Source organism: Streptomyces sp. NPDC052236 (assembly GCF_044548015.1).
Taxonomy (GTDB): Bacteria; Actinomycetota; Actinomycetes; order Streptomycetales; family Streptomycetaceae; genus Streptomyces.
The window spans coordinates 316,814-340,538 of the sequence record NZ_JBIUBL010000005.1 but is presented as its reverse complement, the minus strand read 5'-3'; the positions used below and the strand labels follow the sequence as shown (position 1 = coordinate 340,538).

24 protein-coding genes, 1 pseudogene and 1 riboswitch are annotated in these 23,725 nt (G+C 70.0%); of the genes and pseudogenes, 2 read left to right on the top strand and 23 right to left on the bottom strand.

The genetic code is table 11. From position 1 onward, the window contains the following. Positions 1-5 precede the first annotated feature (5 nt). Entirely contained in the window at positions 6-944 is a 939-nt protein-coding gene (locus tag ACIHCQ_RS12080; RefSeq protein ID WP_399660833.1) for a hypothetical protein, read from the top strand. A gap of 5 nt (positions 945-949) precedes the next feature. Here ACIHCQ_RS12080 and ACIHCQ_RS12075 read toward each other — a convergent pair whose 3' ends face one another. From ACIHCQ_RS12075 to rpsB, 9 genes are all read right to left on the bottom strand, one after another. Then, the gene (locus ACIHCQ_RS12075) at positions 950-1,990 is read right to left on the bottom strand and encodes an ABC transporter ATP-binding protein (RefSeq protein WP_399660831.1); all 1,041 of its coding nucleotides are present in this window, start codon (positions 1,988-1,990) and stop codon (positions 950-952) included. After that, positions 1,990-3,606 (bottom strand): ABC transporter permease, encoded by a 1,617-nt coding sequence (locus ACIHCQ_RS12070; RefSeq protein WP_399660902.1) that lies wholly within the window; start codon positions 3,604-3,606, stop codon positions 1,990-1,992. The genes ACIHCQ_RS12075 and ACIHCQ_RS12070 overlap by 1 nt, the downstream gene beginning before the upstream one ends. A gap of 38 nt (positions 3,607-3,644) precedes the next feature. Then, complete coding sequence (locus tag ACIHCQ_RS12065; protein WP_399660829.1) at positions 3,645-4,748, bottom strand: thiamine ABC transporter substrate binding subunit; 1,104 nt, start codon at positions 4,746-4,748, stop codon at positions 3,645-3,647. Between the two features lie 69 nt (positions 4,749-4,817). Continuing rightward, positions 4,818-4,923, bottom strand: a riboswitch (TPP riboswitch). A gap of 21 nt (positions 4,924-4,944) precedes the next feature. Continuing rightward, entirely contained in the window at positions 4,945-6,057 is a 1,113-nt protein-coding gene (gene rlmN, locus ACIHCQ_RS12060; RefSeq protein ID WP_399660827.1) for a 23S rRNA (adenine(2503)-C(2))-methyltransferase RlmN, read from the bottom strand. Between the two features lie 157 nt (positions 6,058-6,214). After that, a complete protein-coding gene (locus ACIHCQ_RS12055) occupies positions 6,215-7,354 on the bottom strand; it encodes a phosphatidate cytidylyltransferase (RefSeq protein WP_399660825.1) in 1,140 nt (379 codons plus the stop codon). Further along, positions 7,354-7,911 (bottom strand): ribosome recycling factor, encoded by a 558-nt coding sequence (frr, locus tag ACIHCQ_RS12050; RefSeq protein ID WP_399660823.1) that lies wholly within the window; start codon positions 7,909-7,911, stop codon positions 7,354-7,356. The genes ACIHCQ_RS12055 and frr overlap by 1 nt, the downstream gene beginning before the upstream one ends. A gap of 109 nt (positions 7,912-8,020) precedes the next feature. Then, on the bottom strand, positions 8,021-8,806 hold the full coding sequence (pyrH, locus tag ACIHCQ_RS12045) for a UMP kinase (RefSeq protein ID WP_399660821.1): 786 nt from the start codon (positions 8,804-8,806) through the stop codon (positions 8,021-8,023). 166 nt (positions 8,807-8,972) lie between these two features. Further along, entirely contained in the window at positions 8,973-9,818 is an 846-nt protein-coding gene (gene tsf, locus ACIHCQ_RS12040) for a translation elongation factor Ts (RefSeq protein WP_399660819.1), read from the bottom strand. A 135-nt stretch (positions 9,819-9,953) separates the two neighbouring features. Further along, on the bottom strand, positions 9,954-10,934 hold the full coding sequence (rpsB, locus tag ACIHCQ_RS12035; RefSeq protein ID WP_399660817.1) for a 30S ribosomal protein S2: 981 nt from the start codon (positions 10,932-10,934) through the stop codon (positions 9,954-9,956). 256 nt (positions 10,935-11,190) lie between these two features. Between rpsB and ACIHCQ_RS12030 the strand changes: the two genes are divergently transcribed. Beyond that, the gene (locus tag ACIHCQ_RS12030) at positions 11,191-11,967 is read left to right on the top strand and encodes a M23 family metallopeptidase (RefSeq protein ID WP_399660815.1); all 777 of its coding nucleotides are present in this window, start codon (positions 11,191-11,193) and stop codon (positions 11,965-11,967) included. Here the strand turns inward: ACIHCQ_RS12030 and ACIHCQ_RS12025 are convergent. From ACIHCQ_RS12025 to rimM, 14 genes and pseudogenes are all read right to left on the bottom strand, one after another. Beyond that, positions 11,942-12,499 carry a TetR/AcrR family transcriptional regulator gene (locus tag ACIHCQ_RS12025; protein WP_399660900.1) on the bottom strand — a complete coding sequence of 186 codons (558 nt, stop codon included), beginning with the start codon at positions 12,497-12,499 and terminating at the stop codon, positions 11,942-11,944. The two genes, ACIHCQ_RS12030 and ACIHCQ_RS12025, sit on opposite strands and share 26 nt — an antisense overlap. A gap of 61 nt (positions 12,500-12,560) precedes the next feature. After that, positions 12,561-13,397, bottom strand: a complete 837-nt coding sequence (gene whiG / locus ACIHCQ_RS12020) for an RNA polymerase sigma factor WhiG (protein WP_399660812.1) — start codon at positions 13,395-13,397, stop codon at positions 12,561-12,563. A 306-nt stretch (positions 13,398-13,703) separates the two neighbouring features. Then, the gene (gene dprA, locus ACIHCQ_RS12015) at positions 13,704-14,897 is read right to left on the bottom strand and encodes a DNA-processing protein DprA (RefSeq protein WP_399660810.1); all 1,194 of its coding nucleotides are present in this window, start codon (positions 14,895-14,897) and stop codon (positions 13,704-13,706) included. Beyond that, entirely contained in the window at positions 14,894-16,516 is a 1,623-nt protein-coding gene (locus ACIHCQ_RS12010; RefSeq protein WP_399660807.1) for a YifB family Mg chelatase-like AAA ATPase, read from the bottom strand. The genes dprA and ACIHCQ_RS12010 overlap by 4 nt, the downstream gene beginning before the upstream one ends. A gap of 1 nt (position 16,517) precedes the next feature. Beyond that, entirely contained in the window at positions 16,518-16,889 is a 372-nt protein-coding gene (locus ACIHCQ_RS12005; RefSeq protein WP_399660898.1) for a YraN family protein, read from the bottom strand. Between the two features lie 147 nt (positions 16,890-17,036). After that, positions 17,037-17,345 carry a DUF2469 domain-containing protein gene (locus ACIHCQ_RS12000; RefSeq protein WP_003965949.1) on the bottom strand — a complete coding sequence of 103 codons (309 nt, stop codon included), beginning with the start codon at positions 17,343-17,345 and terminating at the stop codon, positions 17,037-17,039. Between the two features lie 56 nt (positions 17,346-17,401). Further along, positions 17,402-17,905: an NUDIX hydrolase gene (locus ACIHCQ_RS11995; protein ID WP_399660804.1), complete on the bottom strand. Its 504-nt coding sequence runs from the start codon at positions 17,903-17,905 to the stop codon at positions 17,402-17,404. Next, positions 17,895-18,740 (bottom strand): signal peptidase I, encoded by an 846-nt coding sequence (gene lepB / locus ACIHCQ_RS11990; protein WP_399660801.1) that lies wholly within the window; start codon positions 18,738-18,740, stop codon positions 17,895-17,897. The genes ACIHCQ_RS11995 and lepB (ACIHCQ_RS11990) overlap by 11 nt, the downstream gene beginning before the upstream one ends. Before the next feature lie 73 nt (positions 18,741-18,813). Then, on the bottom strand, positions 18,814-19,686 hold the full coding sequence (gene lepB, locus ACIHCQ_RS11985; protein ID WP_399660896.1) for a signal peptidase I: 873 nt from the start codon (positions 19,684-19,686) through the stop codon (positions 18,814-18,816). Between the two features lie 19 nt (positions 19,687-19,705). After that, a pseudogene (lepB, locus tag ACIHCQ_RS11980) lies at positions 19,706-20,777 on the bottom strand (signal peptidase I). Beyond that, entirely contained in the window at positions 20,770-21,684 is a 915-nt protein-coding gene (lepB, locus tag ACIHCQ_RS11975) for a signal peptidase I (protein ID WP_399660797.1), read from the bottom strand. The pseudogene lepB (ACIHCQ_RS11980) and the gene lepB (ACIHCQ_RS11975) overlap by 8 nt, the downstream one beginning before the upstream one ends. A gap of 102 nt (positions 21,685-21,786) precedes the next feature. Then, positions 21,787-22,137, bottom strand: a complete 351-nt coding sequence (rplS, locus tag ACIHCQ_RS11970) for a 50S ribosomal protein L19 (RefSeq protein WP_399660794.1) — start codon at positions 22,135-22,137, stop codon at positions 21,787-21,789. A gap of 133 nt (positions 22,138-22,270) precedes the next feature. Then, complete coding sequence (trmD, locus tag ACIHCQ_RS11965) at positions 22,271-23,092, bottom strand: tRNA (guanosine(37)-N1)-methyltransferase TrmD (protein WP_399660791.1); 822 nt, start codon at positions 23,090-23,092, stop codon at positions 22,271-22,273. Next, entirely contained in the window at positions 23,092-23,700 is a 609-nt protein-coding gene (gene rimM / locus ACIHCQ_RS11960; protein WP_399660789.1) for a ribosome maturation factor RimM, read from the bottom strand. Before rimM ends, trmD begins: the two co-directional genes overlap by 1 nt. Positions 23,701-23,725 lie beyond the last annotated feature (25 nt).

The window sequence follows — 23,725 nt, the reverse complement described above, 5'->3', positions numbered from 1 at the left end:
CCCAGGTGCTGATCGGCCTACTGACCGCTGTCGCGGCCTCGATCTGTTACGGCACGGGGTCGGTGCTGCAAGCCGTGGGCTCCCGCAAGTCCGCCCGCCGGGAGGCAGCGGCGTCCGGTGTCACCCAGCACGGCGGGCCGAACCTGTCCTCGACCGCCAAAGCCGCGATGACGTGGGAGTTCATCGTCGGCACGATCCTGGACTTCGTCGGCTTCGGGCTCGGCGCCCTCGCCGCGCGCCTGCTGCCGCTGTTCCTCTCGCAGACCGTCATCAGCGCCAATCTGGTGATCACGGCGGTGCTCAGCGTCAGGCTGCTGGGGATCCGGCTGACCCGCGCCGAGTGGACGTCCATCGGCGTCGTCTGCTCCGCCCTGGTGCTGCTGGCCTCGGCGGCGGGCCCGGAGGGCAGCGGCCACACCCCGATCGCCACCCACTGGTGGCTGCTGGCGATCTCGCTGCTGCTGATGATCGGCGGCACCGTCGCCGTACGTCTGCTGGGCGCGCGCGCCGCGATCCTGGCCGGTCTGCTGTCCGGCCTCGGCTTCGGCGCGCTGGGTGTCGGCGTACGCGTACTGAACGGCGTCGACCCCTTCGACCTCGGCACGCTGCTCGCCGACCCGGCGCTGTACGCGATCCTGGTCGCGGGCATCGGCGGCATGTATCTGCACACCGTCGCCCTGCAGATCGGTTCGGTGAACGGGGCCACGGCGGCGCTGGTGGTCGGCGAGACCGTGCTGCCGGGCATGATCGGCGTGCTGTGGCTGGGCGACGCCTCGCGCTCCGGCCTCGCCTGGATGGCGGTGCTCGGTTTCGTACTGGCGGTGGCGGGAGCGGTCGCGGTGGCCTGGTTCGGCGCGTCGGAAAGCCACGACGACAAGGACCCGCACGACGACTCCCAACCGGCCGACGCCGTCACCCCCGAGGAACTCGCCCGACTCCCCTGAGTCGGTCAGTCGAGCACCACCACCTCCTCCGCGGCGAAGACCACGCCCACCTCCGCCCCCTCCTCCGGCGCGTCCCGCAGCGAACACTCCGCCTCCAGCGGCGGCCCGTCCAAAGGCCGCAGCCCTACGGCGACATGGCTGCCCCGGAAGGTCCGCGCCGCCACCGTGCAGCGCAGCCCCTCCGAGGCGTCCGCCAGCCGTACGCCCGCGGGCCTCACCAGCACCTTCCGCTCGCCCTGCGGCGAACCGTCAGGCACCGGCACCTTGCCCCACGGGGTGTCCGCCGCCGACCCGCTCACCGTCGCCGCCACCACATTGTCGAAGCCCAGGAAGCGCGCCACGAACTCCGACGCGGGCCGCTGCCAGACCGCCAGCGGCGTACCCACCTGCGCGATCCGACCCTCCCGCATGACCACCACACGGTCGGCGAGCGCGAAGGCCTCCCCCTGGTCATGGGTGACCGCGAGCACCGTCGTACCCAACCGCCCGAACAGTCCGCGCAGTTCGACCACGAGCCGCTCCCGCAGCCCCCGGTCCAGCTGGCCGAGCGGCTCGTCCAGCATCAGCAGCCGCGGCTCCGGCGCGAGCGCCCTGGCCAGTGCCACCCGCTGCTGCTCCCCACCGGACAGCGAGGCCACGGCCCGCCGCTGCGCCGCCGGAAGCCCGACCAGCTCCAGCAACTCGCCGACGCGGCGCGCCTGTTCCGCCCGCCCCTTGCCGTGCATCCGCAGCCCGAAGGCGACATTGCCGCCGACGTCGCGCTGCGGGAAGAGCTGCTGGTCCTGGAACATCAGGCCCACGCCGCGCCGGTGCACCGGCACCCCCGCCTGGTCGGCGCCGGACAGCAGCACCCGCCCGCCGTCCGCGTCCTGGAGCCCGGCGACGATCCGCAGCAGCGTGGACTTGCCGCTGCCGCTGGGCCCCAGCACGCACACGATCTCGTGCTCGGCGACCTCCAGATCCACCGCGTCGAGCGCCGCCCGCGCCCCGAACCGTACGGTCACGCCCTCAAGCCGCAGCAAAGCCGGTCGCAGCGAAGCAGCCATCAGAACTCCCCCGAGGATCGGTCCACACGTACGCGTTCAAGCAGGAGCAGCGCCACCGCGCACACCACCATCAGAATCGTGGACAGCGCCATCGCCTGCCCGTAGTTGAGCTCGCCGGGTCGCCCGAGCAGCCGTGCCACCGCCACCGGCAGCGTCGGATTGTCCGGCCTGGCGATGAAGACGGTCGCCCCGAACTCGCCCAGCGACACGGCGAAGGCGAACCCCGCCGCGATCAGCAGCGCCCGCCGCACCAGCGGCAGATCCACCTCCCGCCACACCCGCCACGGCGACGCGCCGAGCACCGCCGCCGCCTCGCGCAGCCGTTCGTCCACCGCGCGCAGGACCGGCAGCATCGTGCGTACGACGAAGGGAACGCCGACCAGCGCCTGCGCGAGCGGCACCAGAATCCACGACGCCCGCAGGTCCAGCGGCGGCTCGTCGAGGGTGATCAGAAACCCGAAGCCGACGGTCACGGCGGACACCCCGAGCGGCAGCATGAGCAGCGCGTCGAAGCCGCGCACCAGCCGCCCGGCGCGCCGCGTCAGCGCCGCCGCCGCGAGCCCGCCGACGGCCAGCGCGATGGCGGTCGCGGCCAGCGCGTACTGGAGGGAGTTCCACACGGCGTCGATCGGCGGTACGAGGAACACGCCGCCGCTCGGATCGCTGGTCATCAGCGCCCGGTAGTAGCCGAAGCCATGGCCGCCGGGCGTGTCGAGAGACCGCTCGACCAGTACGGCGAGGGGCGCCAGGATCAGCAGGACAATGGTGGCCAGCACCCCGCCGAGCAGCGCCCACTGCCCCGCGCCGCGCGGCCGGTGCGCGGTCCGCGCCGGGTCCACCAGCTTCAGCGCGGTCTCCCGCCGCCGTACCGTCGCCGCGTGCACGGCGAGGATCGCGCCCACCGCGGCGAACTGCACCAGCGTCAGTACGGCCGCCGTGGGCAGGTCCAGCAGCTGTGCCGTCTGACGGTAGATCTCCACCTCCAGCGTCGCGTAGGTGGGTCCGCCGAGGATCTGTACGACGCCGAAGGAGGTGAAGGTGAAGAGGAACACCATGAGCGCGGCGGCGGCCACGGCGGGCGTGAGGGCGGGCAGCGTCACCCGCCGCCATGCCGCGAACCGCCCGGCGCCCAGCACCCGGGCAGCCTCCTCCTGGCGCGGGTCGAGCTGCGCCCACAGGCCGCCCACCGTGCGTACGACCACGGCGTAGTTGAAGAAGACGTGCGCGAGCAGGATCGCCCACACGGTGGTGTCCAGCCGCACGCCCCACGCCTGGTCGAGCAGCCCGCCGCGCCCGAGCAGCGCCAGGAACGCCGTGCCGACGACGACGGTGGGCAGCACGAACGGAACCGTCACCGCCGCCCGCAGGAGCCGCTTCCCGGGAAAGGCGAAGCGGGCGAAGACGTACGCACCGGGCAGCGCGATCAGCAGCGTGAGCCCGGTGGAGGCGAGCGCCTGCCAGGTGGTGAACCACAGCACCCGCAGAATGTCGGCGCGCCCGAGCACCTCACCGATCCGGCCGAACTGCCACACTCCGTCGATCCGCAGGCCACGGCCGACAATCGCGGCGACGGGATAGGCGAAGAAGACCGCGAAGAACGCGACGGGCCCGGCCATCAGCGCGAGCCGCGCCGCATTCCCGCGCAGCGAGGTGGTTACTTCAGTACGAGCGAGGACCACGACTGGACCCACTGCTCACGGTTCTTGGCGATCTCATCAGGAGCGACGGTCTCGGGCTTGTCGACCACCACGCCGTGCTTGGTGAACAGCTCGGGCAGCTTCGCGTCCTTGACCACCGGGTTCACGAACATCTTCAGCGGCATGTCCTCCTGGAACTTCGTGGAGACCAGGAAGTCCAGCAGCGCCTTGCCGCCCGCCTCGTTCTTGGCGCCCTTGAGCAGGCCGGCGAACTCGGTCTGCCGGAAGCAGGTGCCGGTCGCGACACCCGTGGGCGCCTCGGCCGGCTGTGGCTCGGCGTAGAGCACCTCGACGGGCGGGCTCGACGCGTACGAGACGACCAGGGGCCGGTCCCCCTTGGTCTTCTTGCCGCCCGCGGAGCCGGAGAACTCCTCGTTGTACGCCTGCTCCCAGCCGTCCACGACCTTGACGCCGTTGCCCTTCAGCTGCTTCCAGTAGTCCTGCCAGCCGTCGTCGCCGTACTTGCCGACCGAGCCGAGCAGGAAGCCGAGGCCGGGCGAGGAGGTCGCGGCGTTCTCCGTCACCAGAAGGTTCTTGTACGCGGGCTTCACCAGGTCCTCGAAGGACTGCGGCGGAGCCAGCTTCCGGTCGGCGAAGTACTTCTTGTCGTAGTTGACGCAGATGTCACCGGTGTCGACGGGCGTGACCCGGTGCTTGTCCTTGTCGAGCTGCGCCGCGTCGGCGACCCGGTCCAGGCCCTTGGCCTCGTACGGCGTGAACAGGCCGTTGTCGAGCGCCCGCGAGAGCAGGGTGTTGTCGACGCCGAAGAAGACATCGCCCTGCGGGGCGCCCTTGGTGAGGATCTCCTTGTTGAGAGCCGCGCCCGCGTCGCCGCTCTTGAGCACCTGGACGGTGTAGCCGGTCTGCCGGGTGAACTCCTTCAGTACGGCGGCGGAGGCGGCGAAGGAGTCGTGACTGACGAGCGTCACGGTCTTGGACGTGGGCTTGGCCTTGGAACCGGTGTCGGCGGAGTCCTCGGACTCCCCGCCGCAGGCGGCGAGCGTGGATATGCCCAGCGCGGCGGCGACGGCGGTGACCGCCAGCTTCTTGGTGGTGCTCACTGAAATTCCTCCTGGAGTGACCAGGAAGAGACGCGGCCCCGCTCACAGGAAGTGAGCAGGGCGCAACAGCTTGAGTGGTGACCGAACTTCCTACCCAGAATGACCTGGGCAAGGTTCAGAGGGTCTGCGACGGGTGTCGCACTCTCAGCGCTGTGGCGCTCCCCTGTCGGATTACATACAGACTTTCGTGCTCAGACTACCGCTGCTCGGTCGCGGCGAGCTGGCCGCATGCGCCGTCGATCTCCTGGCCACGGGTGTCGCGGACGGTGACCGGCACGCCGTGCGCGGCGATGGCCTCCACGAAGGCCTTCTCGTCCTCGGGGCGCGAGGCCGTCCACTTCGATCCCGGCGTCGGGTTGAGCGGGATGAGGTTGACGTGGACCCGCTTGCCCTTGAGCAGGCGGCCCAGCAGATCGCCGCGCCACGCCTGGTCGTTGATGTCGCGGATGAGCGCGTACTCGATGGAGATCCGGCGGCCGGACTTCGCCTCGTACTCCCAGGCGGCGTCCAGCACCTCCCGTACCTTCCACCGCGTGTTGACGGGGACGAGGGTGTCGCGCAGCTCGTCGTCGGGCGCGTGCAGCGAGACGGCGAGGCGGCACTTGAAGCCCTCGTCGGCGAAGCGGTGCATCGCGGGCACCAGACCGACGGTGGAGACGGTGATCCCGCGCTGCGTGATGCCGAGGCCGTCCGGCTCGGGGTCGGTCAGGCGGTGGATGGAGCCGACGACCCGCTTGTAGTTGGCGAGCGGCTCGCCCATCCCCATGAAGACGATGTTGGACAGGCGGGCGGGTCCTCCCGGGACCTCGCCGTCGCGCAGGGCGCGCATGCCGTCCACTATCTGGTGCACGATCTCGGCGGTGGAGAGATTGCGGTCGAGGCCGGCCTGTCCCGTGGCGCAGAAGGGGCAGTTCATTCCGCAGCCCGCCTGCGAGGAGATGCACATCGTCACCCGGTCCGGGTAGCGCATCAGCACGGACTCGACCAGTGTGCCGTCGTGCAGCCGCCACAGGGTCTTACGGGTGGTGTCGTCGTCGCAGGAGATGTGCCGCACGACGGTCATCAGGTCCGGCAGCAGCTCCGCGGCGAGCTTCTCGCGCGCGGCGGCGGGGATGTCGGTCCACTGCGCGGGGTCGTGGGCGTACCGCGCGAAGTAGTGCTGGGAGAGCTGCTTGGCGCGGAACGGCTTCTCACCGATCGCGGCGACGGCGTCCCTGCGCTCGGCGGGGGTGAGGTCGGCGAGGTGCCGTGGGGGCATCTTGGCTCCCCGGGGGGCGGCGAAAATCAGTTCTCCCGGGGCGGGGGCCATCAGCGGTAACTCCTCAGAAGCGGCAGAGCGGCAATCGGCAAGCGGCAAAGTGGCAATGCCGAAGCCAGGAGACCTGTTGGGGTCACCCCAGCAGGCGCGAAGCAGAAAAGGCCCGTCGCTCAGCGGCGACGAGCCCTTCCAGGGTAACCGCCTCCGGTCAGCCGCTGCCCACGAAGATCACCAGCAACAGCCACACCACGGGAGCGGTCGGCAGCAGCGAATCCAGCCGGTCCATGATGCCGCCGTGCCCCGGCAGCAGCGTGCCCATGTCCTTGATGCCGAGGTCGCGCTTGATCATCGACTCGCCCAGGTCGCCGAGCGTCGCGGTGGTCGCGACCGCGAAGCCCAGGATGAGGCCCTGCCACCACACGCCGTCGTCGATGACGAACTGCATGAACAGCGCGCCCCCGGCCATGGCGAACGCCACCGCGCCCGCCAGGCCCTCGCGGGTCTTCCCGGGGCTGATGCGCGGCGCGAGCTTGTGCGTGCCCAGCCGCCAGCCGACGGCGTACGCGCCGGTGTCGCTGACCACGGTGAGTACCAGGAACATGAGCACCCGCAGCGCACCGTCGTCCGCGGTGAGCATCATCACGACGAACGTCGCCAGGAAGGGCACGTAGAAGGCCGCGAAGACGCCCGCCGTGACGTCCCTCAGGTAGCCCTCGGGCGGTTCGGTCATCCGCCAGGCGAGCACCGCCAGCGCCGTGAGCGCCATGGCGACGAACGCGCCGTCCGCACCGCTCACATAACCGGCCACGACCATCGCCGCGCCGCCGATGGCGAGCGGCACCAGCGGCGCCTTGATCTGCTTGCGTTCTTCGAGGCGCGAGGTGAGTTCCCACAGGCCGACCATCACGGCGACCGCGACGACGCCGACGAACACGGCCTCGACGATGAAGAGGGACACGGCCAGCATCGCGCCGAGTCCGAGACCCACCCCTATGGCCGCCCGCAGATCACGGCCGGCCCGCTTCTTCTTCGGCGGCTCGGGTGCCGCCGGCGGCGGGGTGGGCATGGGCTCCTGCGGCATCTCGTCGCGGAACAGGGGGCCGCTCAGCCGAGCAGCCCCCCGGTCTCGGTCGTCACCGTCGGCACGGCCGTCGGCCGCTCTGCCCGCGGCCTCGCCGCCGGCGCCGGGAAAACCCGGCGCGGCGCCCGGCACGACGGACATGGGCCGAGTGTGCTGTATGTCCTGCTCATCATATGCCGGACCCGCCGGGGTGGCCCGCTGATCGGGAGGCAGCTGTTCCCCGACGTAACCGGCTCGCGGCGGGGCACCCCAGGAAGAGTCGTTCATCAGACCTCGAGCAGCTCGGCTTCCTTGTGCTTGAGCAGCTCGTCCACCTGCGCGGCGTATTTCGCGGTGGTGTCGTCGAGCTCCTTCTCGCCGCGGCGGCCCTCGTCCTCGCCGACCTCGCCGTCCTTGATCATCTTGTCGATGCTCTCCTTGGCCTTGCGGCGCACGGCGCGGATCGAGATCTTGGAGTCCTCGGCCTTGGTCTTGGCGACCTTGATGTACTCCTTGCGGCGGTCCTGCGTGAGCTCCGGGAACACCACCCGGATGATATTGCCGTCATTGCTCGGGTTGACGCCGAGGTCGGAGTCGCGGATCGCCTGCTCGATATTGCGCAGAGCGCTCTTGTCGAACGGGGTCACCACGCACATCCGCGGCTCGGGAACCGAGAACGAGGCCAGCTGGTTGATCGGGGTCAGCGCACCGTAGTAGTCCGCGACGATCTTGTTGAACATCGCCGGGTGAGCACGTCCGGTACGAATCGCTGCGAAGTCATCCTTCGCGACCAGGACGGCCTTCTCCATCTTCTCCTCGGCCTCGAGGAGGGTCTCTTCGATCACCACTTGCTCCTGCGTGTCTTGAGTGGCCCGGCTGAAGCGGGGCCGGCGGAACCTGCGTCGCGTCTTTCCTGCACGGTGTCCGACCGGCAGGACTTTGTCCATCCCCGATTCAGGCCCGGGTGCCCTGGTCGCTCACAAGAGTGCCGATCTTCTCACCCCGGACGGCCCTGGCGATATTGCCTGCGTTGAGCAGTTCGAAGACGAGGATCGGGAGGTCGTTGTCGCGGCAGAGGGTGATGGCGGTGGCGTCGGCGACCTTGAGGTTGCGGGCGAGCACCTCGCTGTACTCCAGCGCGTCGAACTTCACCGCGTCGGGGTTGGTCTTGGGGTCGGAGTCGTACACCCCGTCGACGCCGTTCTTGCCCAGCAGCAGAGCCTCGGCGTCGATCTCCAGGGCACGCTGCGCGGCGGTGGTGTCGGTGGAGAAGTACGGCATGCCCATACCGGCGCCGAAGATGACGACGCGGCCCTTCTCCAGGTGGCGTACCGCACGCAGCGGAATGTACGGCTCCGCGACCTGCCCCATGGTGATGGCGGTCTGGACGCGTGAGTCGATGCCCTCCTTCTCCAGGAAGTCCTGGAGCGCGAGGCAGTTCATCACCGTGCCGAGCATGCCCATGTAGTCGGAGCGGGCCCGGTCCATCCCGCGCTGCTGAAGCTCGGCTCCGCGGAAGAAGTTGCCGCCGCCGATGACGACCGCGATCTCCGCGCCGTCCCGGACAACCGCGGCGATCTCCCGCGCGATGGCGTGTACGACGTCGGGGTCGACGCCGAGCGCCCCGCCGCCGGCGAAGGCCTCACCGGACAGCTTCAGCATGAAGCGGCCGGACTTCTTGTCGTCGTGGTCGTCGCTCTTGTCGTCGGCAGCCGTGCTGCCGTCCGCGCGCTTGTTCATGGAGATCTCCTCGTGCACATACGAGGAAGGCCATTGCCGTGGGTGCTGGTGTCCCTGTCGGCAATGGCCTCCTCGTCAGATCTGCGGTCGTCCGGCGCCTGCGCGGCCGATGACTGCGTGGGAAAACCCTATCGGGCTCCCGGGTCGAACGCGTACCGGCTCAGGCTCAGGCGCCGACGCGGATGCGCGCGAAGCGCTTCAGCGTGACACCGGCCTCGTCCAGAACCTTCTGGACGGACTTCTTGTTGTCCTTGGCGAATGCCTGCTCAAGAAGGGTGACCTCCTTGAAGAAGCCATTGACGCGCCCCTCCACGATCCTCGGCAGGGCGGCCTCGGGCTTGCCCTCCTCGCGGGAGGTGGCCTCGGCGACACGACGCTCGTTCTCGACGACATCGGCCGGGACCTCGTCGCGGCTGAGGTACTTCGGCGAGAAGGCGGCGATGTGCTGCGCGATGTCCTTGGCGACGACAGCGGCGCCGTCGGTCGCCTTGTCCAGCTCGACCAGGACGCCCACCTGCGGCGGAAGGTCGGGCATGGTGCGGTGCATGTAGACGCCCACGTAGCCGCCGGTGAACTGCGCGAAGCGGTCGAGGACGATCTTCTCGCCGAGGGTGGCGTTGGCCTCGTCCACGTACGCCTGGACGGTCTTGCCCGGCTCGATCTCGGAGGCGAGCAGCGCGTCGATGTCGGCCGGGGAGGTCTTGGCCACGTGCGCGGCGAGCGTGTTGGCGACCTTCTGGAACTTGTCGCCCTTGGCGACGAAGTCCGTCTCGCACTTCAGCTCAAGCAGAACGCCGGAGGTCTTGTCCTCGGAGATGAGGGAGACGACGGCGCCGTTCTCGGCACTGCGGCTCTCGCGCTTGGCGACGCCCTTCTGGCCCTTCACGCGGAGCAGTTCGACGGCCTTGTCGACATTGCCGTCGGCCTCGTCGATGGCCTTCTTGCAGTCCATCATGCCGGCGCCGGTGAGCTCGCGGAGCTTCTTTACGTCAGCGGCGGTGTAGTTCGCCATGTCCTTGATTCTCTCTCGAAAGTCGAAGATCTATGGGTGCGCGGCTCTATCGGTGAGCGGCTTTTACGGGTGAGCGGCGGGGGCCGGTGCGCCTGTGGCACCGTCCCCCGCCGTTCAACAACCGAACCTGAGAGGTCAGGCCTGCTCGGAGTCCGCGGCCGGCTTCTCGGCCTCGGTCTCGGCCGGGGCCTCAGCGGCGGCCGGAGCCTCGGCGGCGGGCGCCGGGGTCTCAGCCGTCTCAGCGGTCTCAACCGTCTCAACCGTCTCGGCGGCGGGCGCCTCGGCGGCAGCGGTCTCGGCTTCAGCGGCGGCGGGGGCCTCGGCCTCGTCGGCCTTCTTCTCGCCCTCGAGCAGGTCGCGCTCCCACTCGGCGAGCGGCTCGCCAACGGCCTTCTCGCCCGGCTTGGTGTCGCCGGTGGCGACGCCGGAACGGGCGATGAGGCCCTCGGCGACGGCGTCGGCGATCACGCGGGTGAGCAGGGTGACGGAGCGGATCGCGTCGTCGTTGCCCGGGATCTTGTAGTCGACCTCGTCGGGGTCGCAGTTGGTGTCGAGGATCGCGACGACCGGGATGTGGAGCTTGCGCGCCTCACCGACGGCGATGTGCTCCTTCTTGGTGTCGACGATCCAGACGGCGCTGGGCACCTTCTGCATTTCGCGGATACCACCGAGGGTCTTCTCCAGCTTGACCTTCTCGCGAGAGAGGACCAGGAGCTCCTTCTTCGTGAGGCCGGAGGCGGCCACATCGTCGAAGTCGATCTGCTCAAGCTCCTTCAGACGCTGAAGGCGCTTGTAGACGGTGGAGAAGTTGGTGAGCATGCCGCCCAGCCAGCGCTGGTTGACATAAGGCATGCCAACACGCGTCGCCTGCTCGGCGATGGCCTCCTGGGCCTGCTTCTTGGTGCCGACGAACATGATGGAGCCGCCGTGGGCGACGGTCTCCTTGACGAACTCGTAGGCGCGGTCGATGTACGACAGCGACTGGAGCAGGTCGATGATGTAGATGCCGTTGCGCTCCGTGAAGATGAATCGCTTCATCTTCGGGTTCCAACGACGGGTCTGGTGACCGAAGTGGACGCCGCTTTCCAGCAGCTCCCGCATCGTGACGACGGCCATGGCCGTATCTCCTTGGGTGCTCGGTTATGTCCTGACGCCCCGACGCGCCGTGCCACAAGGGACCGAGGAGCGCGGCCACCGACCGTTGAAGGTGAGGTGGCGGGGCGTGCGAAGTCGACCCGGTGACCCGGATCGCCAGAAGAAGTGTACGGGACCGGGACACGCTCGGGTGACGGCGCTGTCCACAACCCGTCAGTAGTCCACAGTTCCGGACCTTGATCAACGCGGGTATGGCGTTCCGCGGGACGGTTGTGCCATGTACCGCGCCCTGTTTCGCACCGTGTACCGCGTCGCATATCGCGTCGCGTATCGCGTCCCCCGCGGATTTGTCGTCTCCGCGCTGCTGGCCGCGCTCCTCCTTGTGGGCGCAGGGCACGCGGCCTCGGCCACCGGCTGGCCGGTGGGGCCGCCGCGTCCCGTGGTCGTACGGGGCTGGGAGCCGCCGTCCTCGGCGTACGGGCCGGGGCACCGCGGAGTGGATCTGGCCGCGCCGCCGGGCACCCCCGTGCGGGCCACGGGGCCCGGCCGGGTCTCGTTCGCGGCGGTGGTCGCGGGACGGGGGGTGCTCTCCCTGACCCTCGCCCGTACGGGCGAGCCGCCACTGCGGACGACGTACGAACCGGTCCGGCCGCTGCTCCCGGTGGGGGCGAAGGCCGTCGCGGGCCAGGTGGTGGCCACGGTCACCGCGGGGCCGTCCCACTGCGGTGCGGGCTGCCTGCACTGGGGTCTGCTGCGCGGCTCGGAGTATCTGGATCCGCTGTCCCTGCTACCGCCCCAGCTGCTGCGCCACGGCCCGTCCCGGCTGCTCCCCGTCATCGGCGTCCCGGCCCTCGCGACGGGGGCCGGGGCTCCGGTCGCCGCGCCGCTTCGCGCGGGGGCGGCCGGAGCCACACACGCCGCGCTGCTCCTGGTCACAGCCGCCGCGGCAGGCCGGCGGCTGCGGCGGGGCATGGGCGAGGGTGAGCGGATGCGCGGGTGCATGGGCGGGGGCGCCGGGCCGCCGGGGGTCAACCCGTCACGCCTCGCAGCGTGATCGACACCGCCGCGTCGGCGATGGCCGCCGGGTCCTCCGCCGCGCCGAGCTCGATACGGCGCACCGCGGCGTCCACGACACCCTGCAGCAGCATCGCCGCCAGCCGGGGCTGCTCCTGGCCCAGTTCCCCGAGCGCCTCTACGATCATCGCGATCAGGCCGCCGTGCGCGGCGCGGATCTTCTCTCGCGCCCCTGCGTCCAGTTCGCCGGCGGAGATAGCGACGACGGCCCGGTGGCGACGGTCCCCGACCAGCTCCAGCTGCTGGCGTACATACGCCTCGACCTTGTCCTCGGCCGTGTCCGCCCGCTGCATCGCGGCCTCGACCTCCGCCGCCCAGACGGGGAAGTCGACCGCGCACAGCTCCTCCACGACCGCGGCGCGCGAGCGGAAGTACTCATAGACGGAGGACCTGGCCAGGCCCGTACGCTCGGCGAGGGCGGGGAAGGTCAGCGCCTCCGTACCGCCTTCGGACAACAGGGAACGCGCGGCGTCCAGCAGGGCGTCGCGCTGCATCGTCCGGTGCTCGGCCACGGAGGCCGCTCGAATCCTGGGCACATGAACACTCTACGGATGAGGCAGGGACGATTCAGCGTCATCGTCCGACGTCGGCCAGCTTCGCGCGCAGCTGCAGCACCGACTTTGTGTGGATCTGACTGACCCGGCTCTCCGTGACGCCGAGGACATTGCCGATCTCGGCGAGAGTGAGGCCCTCGTAGTAGTAGAGGGTGACGACGGTCTTCTCTCGCTCGGGAAGAGTGTTGATAGCGCGGGCGAGCAGCCGCCTAAGCTCCCGGTCCTCGGCCACCTCGACGGGGTTGTCGGCGGCGGTGTCCTCCAGGGTGTCCATCAGGCTGAGCCGGTCGCCGCCTTCGCCGCCGACATGCAGCAACTCCTCCAGCGCGACGACGTTCGCCAGTGACAACTGGCTGAAAACCGCATGCAGTTCCTCGACGGCAATGCCCATCTCGGCGGCGACCTCACACTCGGACGGCGTACGCCTGAGCTGCGCCTCCAGCGTGGCGTAGGCGCGCTCGACGGCCCTGGCCTTCTGCCGCACGGAGCGCGGAATCCAGTCCAGGGCCCGCAGTTCGTCGATCATCGCGCCGCGGATGCGGGTGATCGCGTACGTCTCGAACTTGATGGACCGCTCGATGTCGAACTTCTCAATGGCGTCGATCAGCCCGAAGACCCCGGAGGAGACGAAGTCCGCCTGCTCGACATTGGACGGCAGCCCCACGCTCACCCGGCCCGCGACGTATTTCACCAGGGGTGAGTAGTGCAGGATCAACTGCTCTCGCAGCCGCTCGTCACCCGTGGCCTTGTACGACCGCCACAACTCGTCGAGCGACGAGGGAGCGGGGGGCCGCACGGTGCCACGGGCAGCGGGTGGCACTGCCGCGCGGTCAGACCCGGAGGTGTGCTGGGGCATGCGTTGCCTTGAGCCGTTCTGCTGTGAGGGGGAATATGAGGGCGATATGTGGGGGGTATCAGCGATATGACGAGAAACGCGAGAAGGGGCGGACGGGGAAACGAATGAAGGCCTGGGCCGGAACCTGGTGAGCGTAGCGTGACCAAACGGTCGCGGTGAGCGAGCGTCAAGGAACAAAGGTGTGCGGATATCCGCTGACGGCCACACCTTCGAACCGGGAGCGAGACCGCGCACGCCAACCCCTCAGGTGGGGCCGACAGGACTCCAAAGCTCATCAACGTCACCTTTTCACCCGAATGCGCCAGGTCAAGTACCGCCTCGCCGCGCGTTCGAGCGGCGGATCGCGTCGGTCGTCAACTGCCAGTTGTCTCCCTGCCGTTCGACGAAGCCCAGGGAGTGCAGTTCGTAGAGCCTGCCGAGCGTCTCGTCGGCGGTCGTCCCGGCACCGAGCGCCACTTGCTCTCCGGCAACCGCGCCACGGGCCGGCAGCGCCTCAAGAACGCGGGCGCTGACGGGATCCAGCAGATCCCGGGGCACCACGGGTCCCCTGCGGTCCGGGGCGAGGTCGCCGATGTCGCCGACCAGCTCGGCCACTTCGGCGGCGTCGGTGACCAGCACGCCCTCTCCCCGCAGAAGCTCATGCACACCGGCCGAGAGCCCGCTGGTGACGGGTCCGGGGACGCCCATCGTGAAGCGGCCCAGCTTCTGCGCGCTGCGCGCGGTGACCAGCGAACCGCTGCGGTACTCGGCCTCGACCACGACGGTGCCCCTGGTAAGCGCGGCGATCACTCGGTTGCGGAGGATGAACCTGCTGGGTGTGGGGTGGGCGCCGGGCGGCAACTCGCCGATGACCAGCCCCTGTTCGGCAATGCGTCCGATCAGCCCGGCATGGCCGCGCGGATAGACGACATCGACGCCGCAGGCGAGCACCGCGACAGTGGCCCCGCGGGCGGCCAGCGCCCCGCGATGCGCCGAGCCGTCGACTCCGAACGCGGCGCCGGACACCACGACCCACCCCCGCTCCGCGAGCCCCGAGCCGAGACTTGCCGCCATATGCGCCCCATACGGCGTGCAGGCCCTGGCGCCGACGACGGCGACGGACCGCAGGGCCCATATCCGCAGGTCGGCCCGCCCCCGCACCCAGAGTCCGATGGGCCGCCCGTCGCCGAGATCATCGAGCTGGGTGGGCCACTCCTGGTCTCCGGGACAGATGAAGCGGCCTCCGACCGCGGCGACCGCGGCCAGATCGCGGTGCGGCTCGGCCGCCGCCGCCCGTATCCGGTAGGCGGCCAGCCGCCGCGTCGTGGCTCCGGGCAGCGCCGCCTCCCCGGACTCCGGCGCGATGAGCCGGGCCATGAGCCCACAAGGCCCGAACGCGCGCAGCCACCGCCCGCCGCACTCGTCCCCCGGCTCGATCACCCGCGTCAACGCCGCCCGCGCGACCCGCTCCTCTTCCCCCGCTTCCGCTCCCGCTCCCGCTCCCGGGCCCGTGCTCGTCATCGCTGACCTCCTCCCCCGCCGACCGCCATGGACACGCCCCGCGAGATCCCCGTACGCAGCTCCAGTGCCAGATCGACGTCGTGCGCAAGCGGCCGGTCCCGTCCGGCGAGGTCCGCGATCGTCCACGCCACCCGCACCACCCGGTCCAGGCCACGGGCCGTGAGCAGACCGCGCTCCAGGTCCCGCTCGGCCGCCGCCAGCGCCCCCGCCGCCACGGGCCAGCGCGTACGCAGCTCATGGCCCGGCACCTCGCTGTTGACCCGCCACGGGGTGCCCTGGAGCCGCGCGGCGGTGCGCTCCCTGGCCTGCCGCACCCGGGCCGCCACCGCCTCCGTGGGCTCGCCGCGCCCGCCCTGGCCCAGCAGGTCGCCGCGGCTCACCGGCTCGACCTCCACCCGCAGGTCGACCCGGTCCAGCAACGGCCCGGACAGCCGCGCCTGATACCGGCGGATCACCGACGGCGGACACTCACACCCGGCCCCGTGCAAGGTGTGCCGGCCGCAGGGACAGGGGTTCGCCGCCAGGACCATCAGGAAACGGGCGGGCAGCCGCACCACTCCCGCGCTCCGCGCCACCACCACATGCCCCGATTCGAGCGGCTGCCGAAGAGCGTCCAGCGCCTTGCCCGAGAACTCGGGAGTCTCGTCCAGAAAAAGCACGCCCCGGTGTGCCAGCGACACGGCTCCCGGCCTCGGCAGTCCGTTTCCGCCGCCGACGAGCGACTGCATCGTCGCCGAGTGGTGCGGCGCGCAGTACGGCGGCGTACGCACCAGGGGTTCCCCGGGCGGCAGGATGCCCGCCACCGAGTGGACCGCGGTGACCTCCAGGGACTCCCGTCTGGTCAGCGGCGGCAGCACCCCGGTCAGCCGCTCGGCCAGCATGGTCTTGCCCGCGCCCGGCGGGCCGTGCAGGAGCAGATGGTGGCCGCCTGCGGCCGCGACCTCCAGCGCCGTGCGGGCCGCGCGCTGCCCGGCGACATCGGCCAGGTCGGATCCGTCCCCCGGGACCATCGCCAGCCCGGTCCCCACCCCGGCGCCGGACACCATCAGCCCCGCCAGCATGGTGTCCGGGCTGCCTTCAGGGGCCGGTTCCTCCTCGGGCACCGGCTCATTGGCCAGTACGGCGATGAGCTGCCGCAGACTCCGCACGCCCAGCACCGCGATCCCGGGCACCAGCGAGGCCTCCCCCGCAGTCTGTTCCGGGACGACCACCTGCCGGTAGCCCGCCTCGGCCGCGGCGAGGACGGCCGGCAGCACCCCGCGCACCGGCCGCACCCGGCCGTCCAGTCCCAGTTCCCCGATCAGCACCAGATCGGCGATGGCCCTGGGGTCGATCCGCTCCGCCGCCCCCAGGGTCGCCGCGGCAACGGCGAGATCAAAACCGCTTCCGCTCTTGGGTACGGACGCCGGGCTGAGCCCCACCGTGAGCTTCTTCTGCGGCCACTCCGCGCCGGAGTTCACCACCGCCGCCCTGACCCTGTCCCGGCTCTCCACCAGGCTCTTGTCCGGTAACCCCACCAGCGTGAACGCCGCCACGCCCGGCTCCAGGTCGGCCTGGACCTCGACCACCACACCCTCGACGCCCACCAGCGCCACCGAACACGCCCGCGCGAAGCCCATGTCAGGCCACCCCCCGCGCATGCTCGGCAAACGGCGCGCCGCGCCGGGGCAGCACCACCCCCACGAGATCGATCCGCACCCCGCCGGACGGCGGCCCGCCGTGCCGGTCGAGCCAGCACTCGGCGAGGCGTCTCAGCCGCTCCGCCTTCGTCGGCGTCACCGCGGCCATCGGATGCTCGAAGGGGCCCAAGGGGCCCGCTCTGCGGGTCTTGACCTCGCAGACGACCACCACATCGCCGTCCCGGGCGACGATGTCGATCTCGCCGACCCGCCCACAGCGCCAGTTCCGCGCCAGCACCGTCATACCGGCCTCGACCAGCAGCCGGGCCGCCAGATCCTCGCCGTACCGCCCCAGCGCACCCGTCGCGTTCACCGCGCCGGTCGGGCCCGGTGTGTTCCTCGCGTTCCTCGCGTTCGCCGCGTTCGTAGCGTCCATATCGGCACCACCTCCGGCACCGACTGTGACGCCTCAGCCCATCAAGTGTGGATCTTGGTGGACAACTCTCCCGTTGTGGATAACTCAGCCACCCGGAAGTTCGAGATCGCTCTTGTTCAGCTCCTCGATATTCACGTCCTTGAACGTGAGCACCCGCACCTGCTTGACGAACCTGGCCGGCCGGTACATGTCCCAGACCCAGGCGTCCGCCATCGACACTTCGAAAAAGACCTCGCCCTGGACCGAGTGCACCTGCATCTCGTAGTCATTGGTGAGGTAGAAACGACGCTCAGTCTCGATCACGTATTTGAACAGACCGACGACGTCTCGGTACTCCCGGTAGAGCTTCAGCTCCATCTCGGTCTCGTACTTCTCGAGGTCCTCGGCGCTCATGGCATGTTCCCCTTCAGCCTTCCGTCCCCCCATTGTGCGCCAGCCCTCGGCACCCCTTAAGCAATCTCGGGGGCCAGGACCACCGGCGCGCCCGGAGGGCCCTCGGCGAGCAGCGTACGCAGCAGCTCGGCGAGCCTGGTCGGATACACCGTCTCACGCGCCGCCGACAGTTCGGCGGAAGTCCACCACCTCAGCCCAGCGACACTGCGCCGCTCCAGCTCCGTCTGTCCGCGCGAGTCGGTCACGGTCTGCGCGGTACGGGCCAGGAAGTACCACTCGTCCTGTTCCCAGCGGCGTCCGTCGAACGGGAAGGAGCAGCTCCGCCGCCACAGCACCGGCCCCAGCTCCACCTCTGTAATCCCGGTCTCCTCGGCCAGCTCGCGCAGCGCGGCCTCCTCCCGGGTCTCCTCGCCCTCCAGACCGCCGCCCGGCGTGAACCACCAGTTGTCGGCCGGATCGTCCGGTTCATGCCCGTGCATCAGCAGAATGCGGTCCTCGGGGTCGAGGAGTACCACCCGTGCGACCCGCCGCGGCCTGCCCTCGCTGACCTCATCCGACACCGGCTGCCGCCTTCCCGCTCCCGCCGCCGGCCCCGCCCTTGCCAATGCCCGCACCGCCACCGCCTGTGCCGCGCCGCGACTTCGAGAGCACACGAGCCACCGGACCGTACGCCGCTCCGACGAAAATCAGCAGTGCCCCGGCCACCACCGAGCCGACCACCAGCTTCACCGGCCCCAGCCCCGAGACCCCGCCCGGCAGTGCCGCGAACCCCTCAGGCCGCTCCAGCAGACCGCCGTCCAGCGGCCAGGCCACGGCGTCCAGCCGCGCCGTCACCGCCGAGCGCGGCACGGACCCCTGTCCCGGGTCCTGAAGATGTACGCGCGAGTCCAGCGAACCGCTGCGCTCGTCACCGAGCAGGAACAGCTGCCCCTGGGGGACCGCCGCCGTAAAGCTGTTCGACGCGGCCCCTGTGGTGCGCAGATACGGTTCCGCGATCGCCTTGCCGTTGACGGTCAGCCGACCGCCCTCGCCGCAGCACGCGATCGTGTCGCCGCCCACGCCCACGACGCGCTTCACCATCGGCATATCGCCCCACTGCGCGTCCCGGAAGACCACGATGTCCCCGCGGCGTACCGCGTCACCGTCAATCCGCTCCGCCAGCACCCGGTCCCCGGCCGCGATGGTCGGGGACATCGAGTCGGTGGGCACGGTGTACGGCTGGTACACGACGGCGCCCCAGACGAACCCTCCGAGGAAGAGCACACAGCCGACGGCCACGACCAAGCCCGACAGCAGATTGCCGAGCCGGCCGCGGCCGTCATGCGTACGTCCCGTTTCGCCGGCTCCGCCAGTACCCGTACTGGCCGTGCCGCCTGTTCCGCCTGTACCGCCCATCCCAGCGCTCCCCACCTCGGAGATTCGGTCCCCGCGAGCCGAGCCCAGGAGATCCGCGATCCGGGACGGCACCCTACCCGGCGGTACGCCCGCCGGTCAGCCCCCGCCTGCGCCTGAGCCAGAGCACGACCGGCACCGCACCCACCAGGCCCATCGCCGCGGGCGCGGCCGGCAGAGCGGCGGCGACAGGGGCAGCAGCGGCGTTGATCCCGGACTGGTCGAAGGTGTCCGGCACCGGCAGCGTCGCCAGGCGGTCGAGCGGCCAGGCAACCACGACAGCACGTCCGACAACCTTGTCGACCGGCACGAACCCGCCGTTCTTGTCCGCCGTGTGGTACCGCGAGTCCTGGGAGTTCTGGCGATGGTCGCCCATCACCCAGATCCGGTCCTTGGGCACCTTCAGCGGCCCGAAGGGCATGTCGTCGCAGGCGGTGTCGCCGGGGAAGATATACGGCTCGTCGAGTGTCTTCCCGTTGACCGTGATCGGGCCGCCCTTCTTGCACGCCACCGTGTCACCGGCGACCGCGATCGTCCGCTTGATCAGGTCCTTCTCCTCCGCGGACGGCATCAGGCCGATGAAGCTGAGGAACTCCTGCACGGCGTTCGGGTCGGGGGTGGGCTCGCCGTCCAGCCAGCCGCCCGGGTCGTGGAAGACCACGACCTCGCCGCGCTCGGGCTCCGAGCCGAACCACGGCGTGAGCTTGTCCACCAGCACCCTGTCGCCGCGCTGCAGGGTGTCCTGCATCGAGTCCGAGGGGATCGAGAAGGCCTGCACCAGGAATGTCTTGATCAGGAGCGCCAGAAGCAGCGCGATACCGATCAGGAGCGGCAGTTCCTTCCAGAAGGATCGCTGCTTCTTCTGTCCCGTACCGCTGTTTTCCGAAGAGCCGTCCGCAACCGAACCCGAAGCCTCTTCCGGCCCTCCACCACTGGCCGAATCGTCCATCACGACAGAATCGTTGGTCCTATCCGAATCGTCCGTCACGGCCGCGGGTGACTCGACAAGCTTCCCGGGCCTCTCCTCGGGCTCGTCGTGTCCGGATCGTGCGCCGAGCGCCACATCCCCCACATCCACTCCTCACTCCGTGCGAACCGCCTGCGCCGAAACCGGAGCAGGCCCACCACTCCCATAACGAGCGGGAGTTCCGCAGGGCTCGGGAGCAGGATCATCCCGTTCAGATCCTGAAGGGACACACTATTCGACGGGCGGAGCGCAGCGGTCGCCCCGGCGCGCGCGTTCGGCACGGACGCGAACGTCTCCGGCTCGTCCAGCTGCCGCCAGTGCCCGACGGGCCAGACGATGCCCACCGCGCGCCCGACGACCTCGTCCACCGAAACCGTGCCACGGTCCTTCTCATTCAGGTGGAAACGCGAGTCGGCCGAATTCGACCGGTGGTCCCCCATCACGAAGATCCGCCCGACCGGCACCCGCACCTCGAACTTCAGCGTCGAGGGAACATTTCCGGGCTTCAGATACGGCTCGTTCAACGCTACGCCGTTGACGGTGACCCGCCCGTCCGCGCCGCAGCACTTCACGGTGTCCCCGCCGACCGCCACCACCCGTTTGATCAGATCCTGCTCACCGTCCGACGGCAGCAGCCCGATGAACGTCAGGGCCTGCTTGACCTGCTTGACGACGACCGGATCGTCCTTCGCCGGCGCCTTCTCGTCCTCGAGCCAGTTGCCGGGATCCTTGAAGACCACGACATCGCCACGCTGCGGCTTCGAGCCGAACCACGGCGTGAGCTTGTCCACCACCACCCGGTCCTGGATCCGTATCGTCTGCTCCATCGAGCCCGACGGGATCACAAAGGCCTGCACCAGGAACGTCTTGAGCACCAGCGCGATCATCAGCGCCACGGTGATCAGGATCGGTATCTCCTTCACCGCCGACCGGCGCCGCTTGCGCTTCACCTTCGACGCGAGCCTGCGCCGCTCCGCCCGGCCGGGCAGCGACCTGGCGCCGTTCGTCGGCCGGGTCCCCGTCGGCAGCCGGGTGTCGGACCGGTGGCTCGCAGAGCGCCCGCGGTTACCCATGGGCGCCGCCGGGCGTTCGTCCCGGCTCCGGCACTCCAGATTTCGGTACTCCGGAATCCGGCACTCCAGATTTCGGTACTCCGGAATCCGGCACTCCGGATTCCTGTGCTCCCGAATCCGGTACGTAGTCGTCCGGCACCCGGTCCGGTACGCGGGAGAACACGTCCGTCCCCTCCAGCCCGGTCCACCGGCCGACCGGCCAGCCGATCCAGTCCGCCCGTCCGATCACCTTGTCGACGGGCACCATGCCACCGCCGGGCTCCCCGAGATGATCCCGGGAGTCGCGCGAGTTGCTCCGGTGGTCTCCCATGACCCACAGAGTGCCCTGTGGCACGACGATATCGAAGGGGACCTCCGAGGGGACGTCGTCGGGATGGAGATAGCTCTCCTCGACCGGTACGCCGTTCACCTCGACCCTGCCTCCCCTGTCACAGCAGACCACGCGGTCACCGCCCACGCCCACCACGCGCTTCACGAAGTCGGTCTCGGCGGGCTCCGCCAGCCCCAGCGCCGCCAGCGCCCCGCGCGTCACCGCACTGACCGGATTCTCCGCCACACCCTCCCGTACGAAGGATCCCGTGCCGTCGAAGACGACCACGTCCCCGCGCTGCGGCCCGGAGCCGGACCCGTACGCCAGTTTGTTCACCAGCAGCCGGTCCCCGACCTGCAGGGTTGGCTCCATGGAGCTGCTGGGAATCTGGAAGGGCTGCACCACGAAATGGCTGAACAGCAGCACGAGAACCGTGCAGACAAGCCCGAGCGCCCCCGCTCTGCGCCAGGAGATCCCGGCCAGGCGCGCCCCGCGCAAGAGGCGCGACGCACGCACGGAGCGCGACCCCTCTTCCTCTTCCCCGGCGTCGGGGGAGGAAGAGCGGTCGCGCTCCGTGTGCTTCGCTTCGGTGTCCATCGGGCTCAGAGCCTATCCGGCCGTCCTATGAGCCCTGGGCGTGAGCGCGCGAGTGTGAGCCGAAGCTCAGTCGCGTCAATCGCGGCGCTCCCGCAGCGCTACTCAGTTGTAGCGCTTCTCCTTGATCTTGGCAGCCTTGCCGCGCAGCTCGCGCAGGTAGTACAGCTTGGCGCGACGCACGTCACCGCGGCTGACGAGCTCGATCTTCTCGAAGATCGGGCTGTGCACGGGGAAGGTGCGCTCGACACCGACGGAGAAGGAGACCTTGCGAACCGTGAAGGACTCACTGACGCCCGAGCCCTGACGGCGGATGACAACGCCCTTGAACTGCTGGATACGCGAGCGGTTTCCCTCGATGACACGCACGTGAACGTTCACGGTGTCGCCGGGCCGGAAGGCGGGGAGGTCGCTGCGCAGCGACGCGGAGTTGAGAGTGTCGAGCAGGCTGGCCATGAATGGTCTGCTTCCTCGCCGATGCCACAGGTCATCGGCGGATGATCGTAAGGAGAGAGTCTGGGTGCTGTTCGCGTCGGGCGGGCGTCGTTCCCCCTGTGGCAGGGGCGCCGACCGGATCTAGAGCAGCGGCCTATTCTTCCACGTCCTGCGGCTTGCGCCAAAATCGGCCGCCGGGCTCGGGTGACCAGCCCAGTATGGAGAGGATCTCGCGGTCCTTCTTGTCGAAGGCTGCCGGGTCGCAGCGCTCGATGAGATCGGGCCGGTTGAGTGCCGTACGCCGCAGCGCCTCGTCCCGCCGCCACCGCGCGATCTTCCCGTGGTGCCCGCTGAGCAGCACGTCCGGAATCGTCTGTCCGCGCCACTTCGGGGGCTTGGTGTAGACGGGGCCCTCCAGCAGATTGGCCATGGCACCTGGCGCGAAGGAGTCGTCCCGGTGCGATTCGACGTTGCCGAGTACGCCGGGCAGCAGCCGGGCCACCGCCTCCGTGATCACCAGTACGGCCGCCTCGCCGCCGGCCAGGACGTAGTCCCCGATGGACACCTCGTACACCGGCATCCGCGTCGCGTACTCATCAATGACGCGGCGGTCGATGCCCTCGTAGCGGGCCGGGGTGAAAATCAGCCACGGCCGCTCGGAAAGCTCGACGGCGAGCTCCTGGTTGAAGGGCCGGCCGCTGGGTGTGGGCACGACCAGCACGGGATGGTGCGCGCCCGCCTCGTAGCCGCTCGCGAGCGCGTCGTCGAGGGCGTCGCCCCAGGGCTCGGTCTTCATGACCATGCCCGGGCCGCCGCCGTAGGGGGTGTCGTCCACGGTGTTGTGCCGGTCGTATGTCCACTCCCGCAGGTCGTGGACATGGACGCCGAGTTGCCCACGCGCGCGTGCCTTGCCGACGAGCGAGACGTTCAGCGGTTCCAGGTACTCGGGGAAAATCGTGACGACGTCGAGCCGCATCAGTTCTCGTCCCGCGTCTTGCCCTGCGTGTCGTCCTGCGTGTCGTCCTGAGCCGTATCCTGCGTCGTCTCGTCCCGGGACGAGACGACCACCGCCTCATCGGCGTTGATCAGTCCGGGCGGAGGGGTGATCACGGCCCGCTGCTCCTCCAGGTCGATCTCGGACACGATCTCCTCCACGAAGGGGATCATCACCTCGCTGCCGTCCGGCCGCTCCACGATGAACAGGTCCTGTGAGGGCAGATGGCTGATCCCGGAGATCCGGCCGATCTCCGTGCCGTCCGCGAGCACCACATCGAGGTCCATCAGCTGGTGGTCGTAGAACTCCTCGGGGTCCTCGGGCGTCTCCTCCGGGTCCACCTCGGCGATCAGCAGCGTGTTGCGCAGGGCTTCGGCGCCCGTGCGGTCCCGTACGCCCTCGAAGCGCAGCAGCAGCCGGCCGCTGTGCACACGCCCGGTCTCGATGGTCAGCGGTCCGGTGGAGGCCGGTTCGGTGGCCAGTACGGCGCCGGGCGCGAGCCGCAGCTCAGGCTCGTCCGTACGCACCTCGACGGTGACCTCGCCCTTGATCCCATGGGCGCGGCCGATCCGCGCGACTACCAACTGCACGTGAGTACTCCTGTCGTGTGCCTAC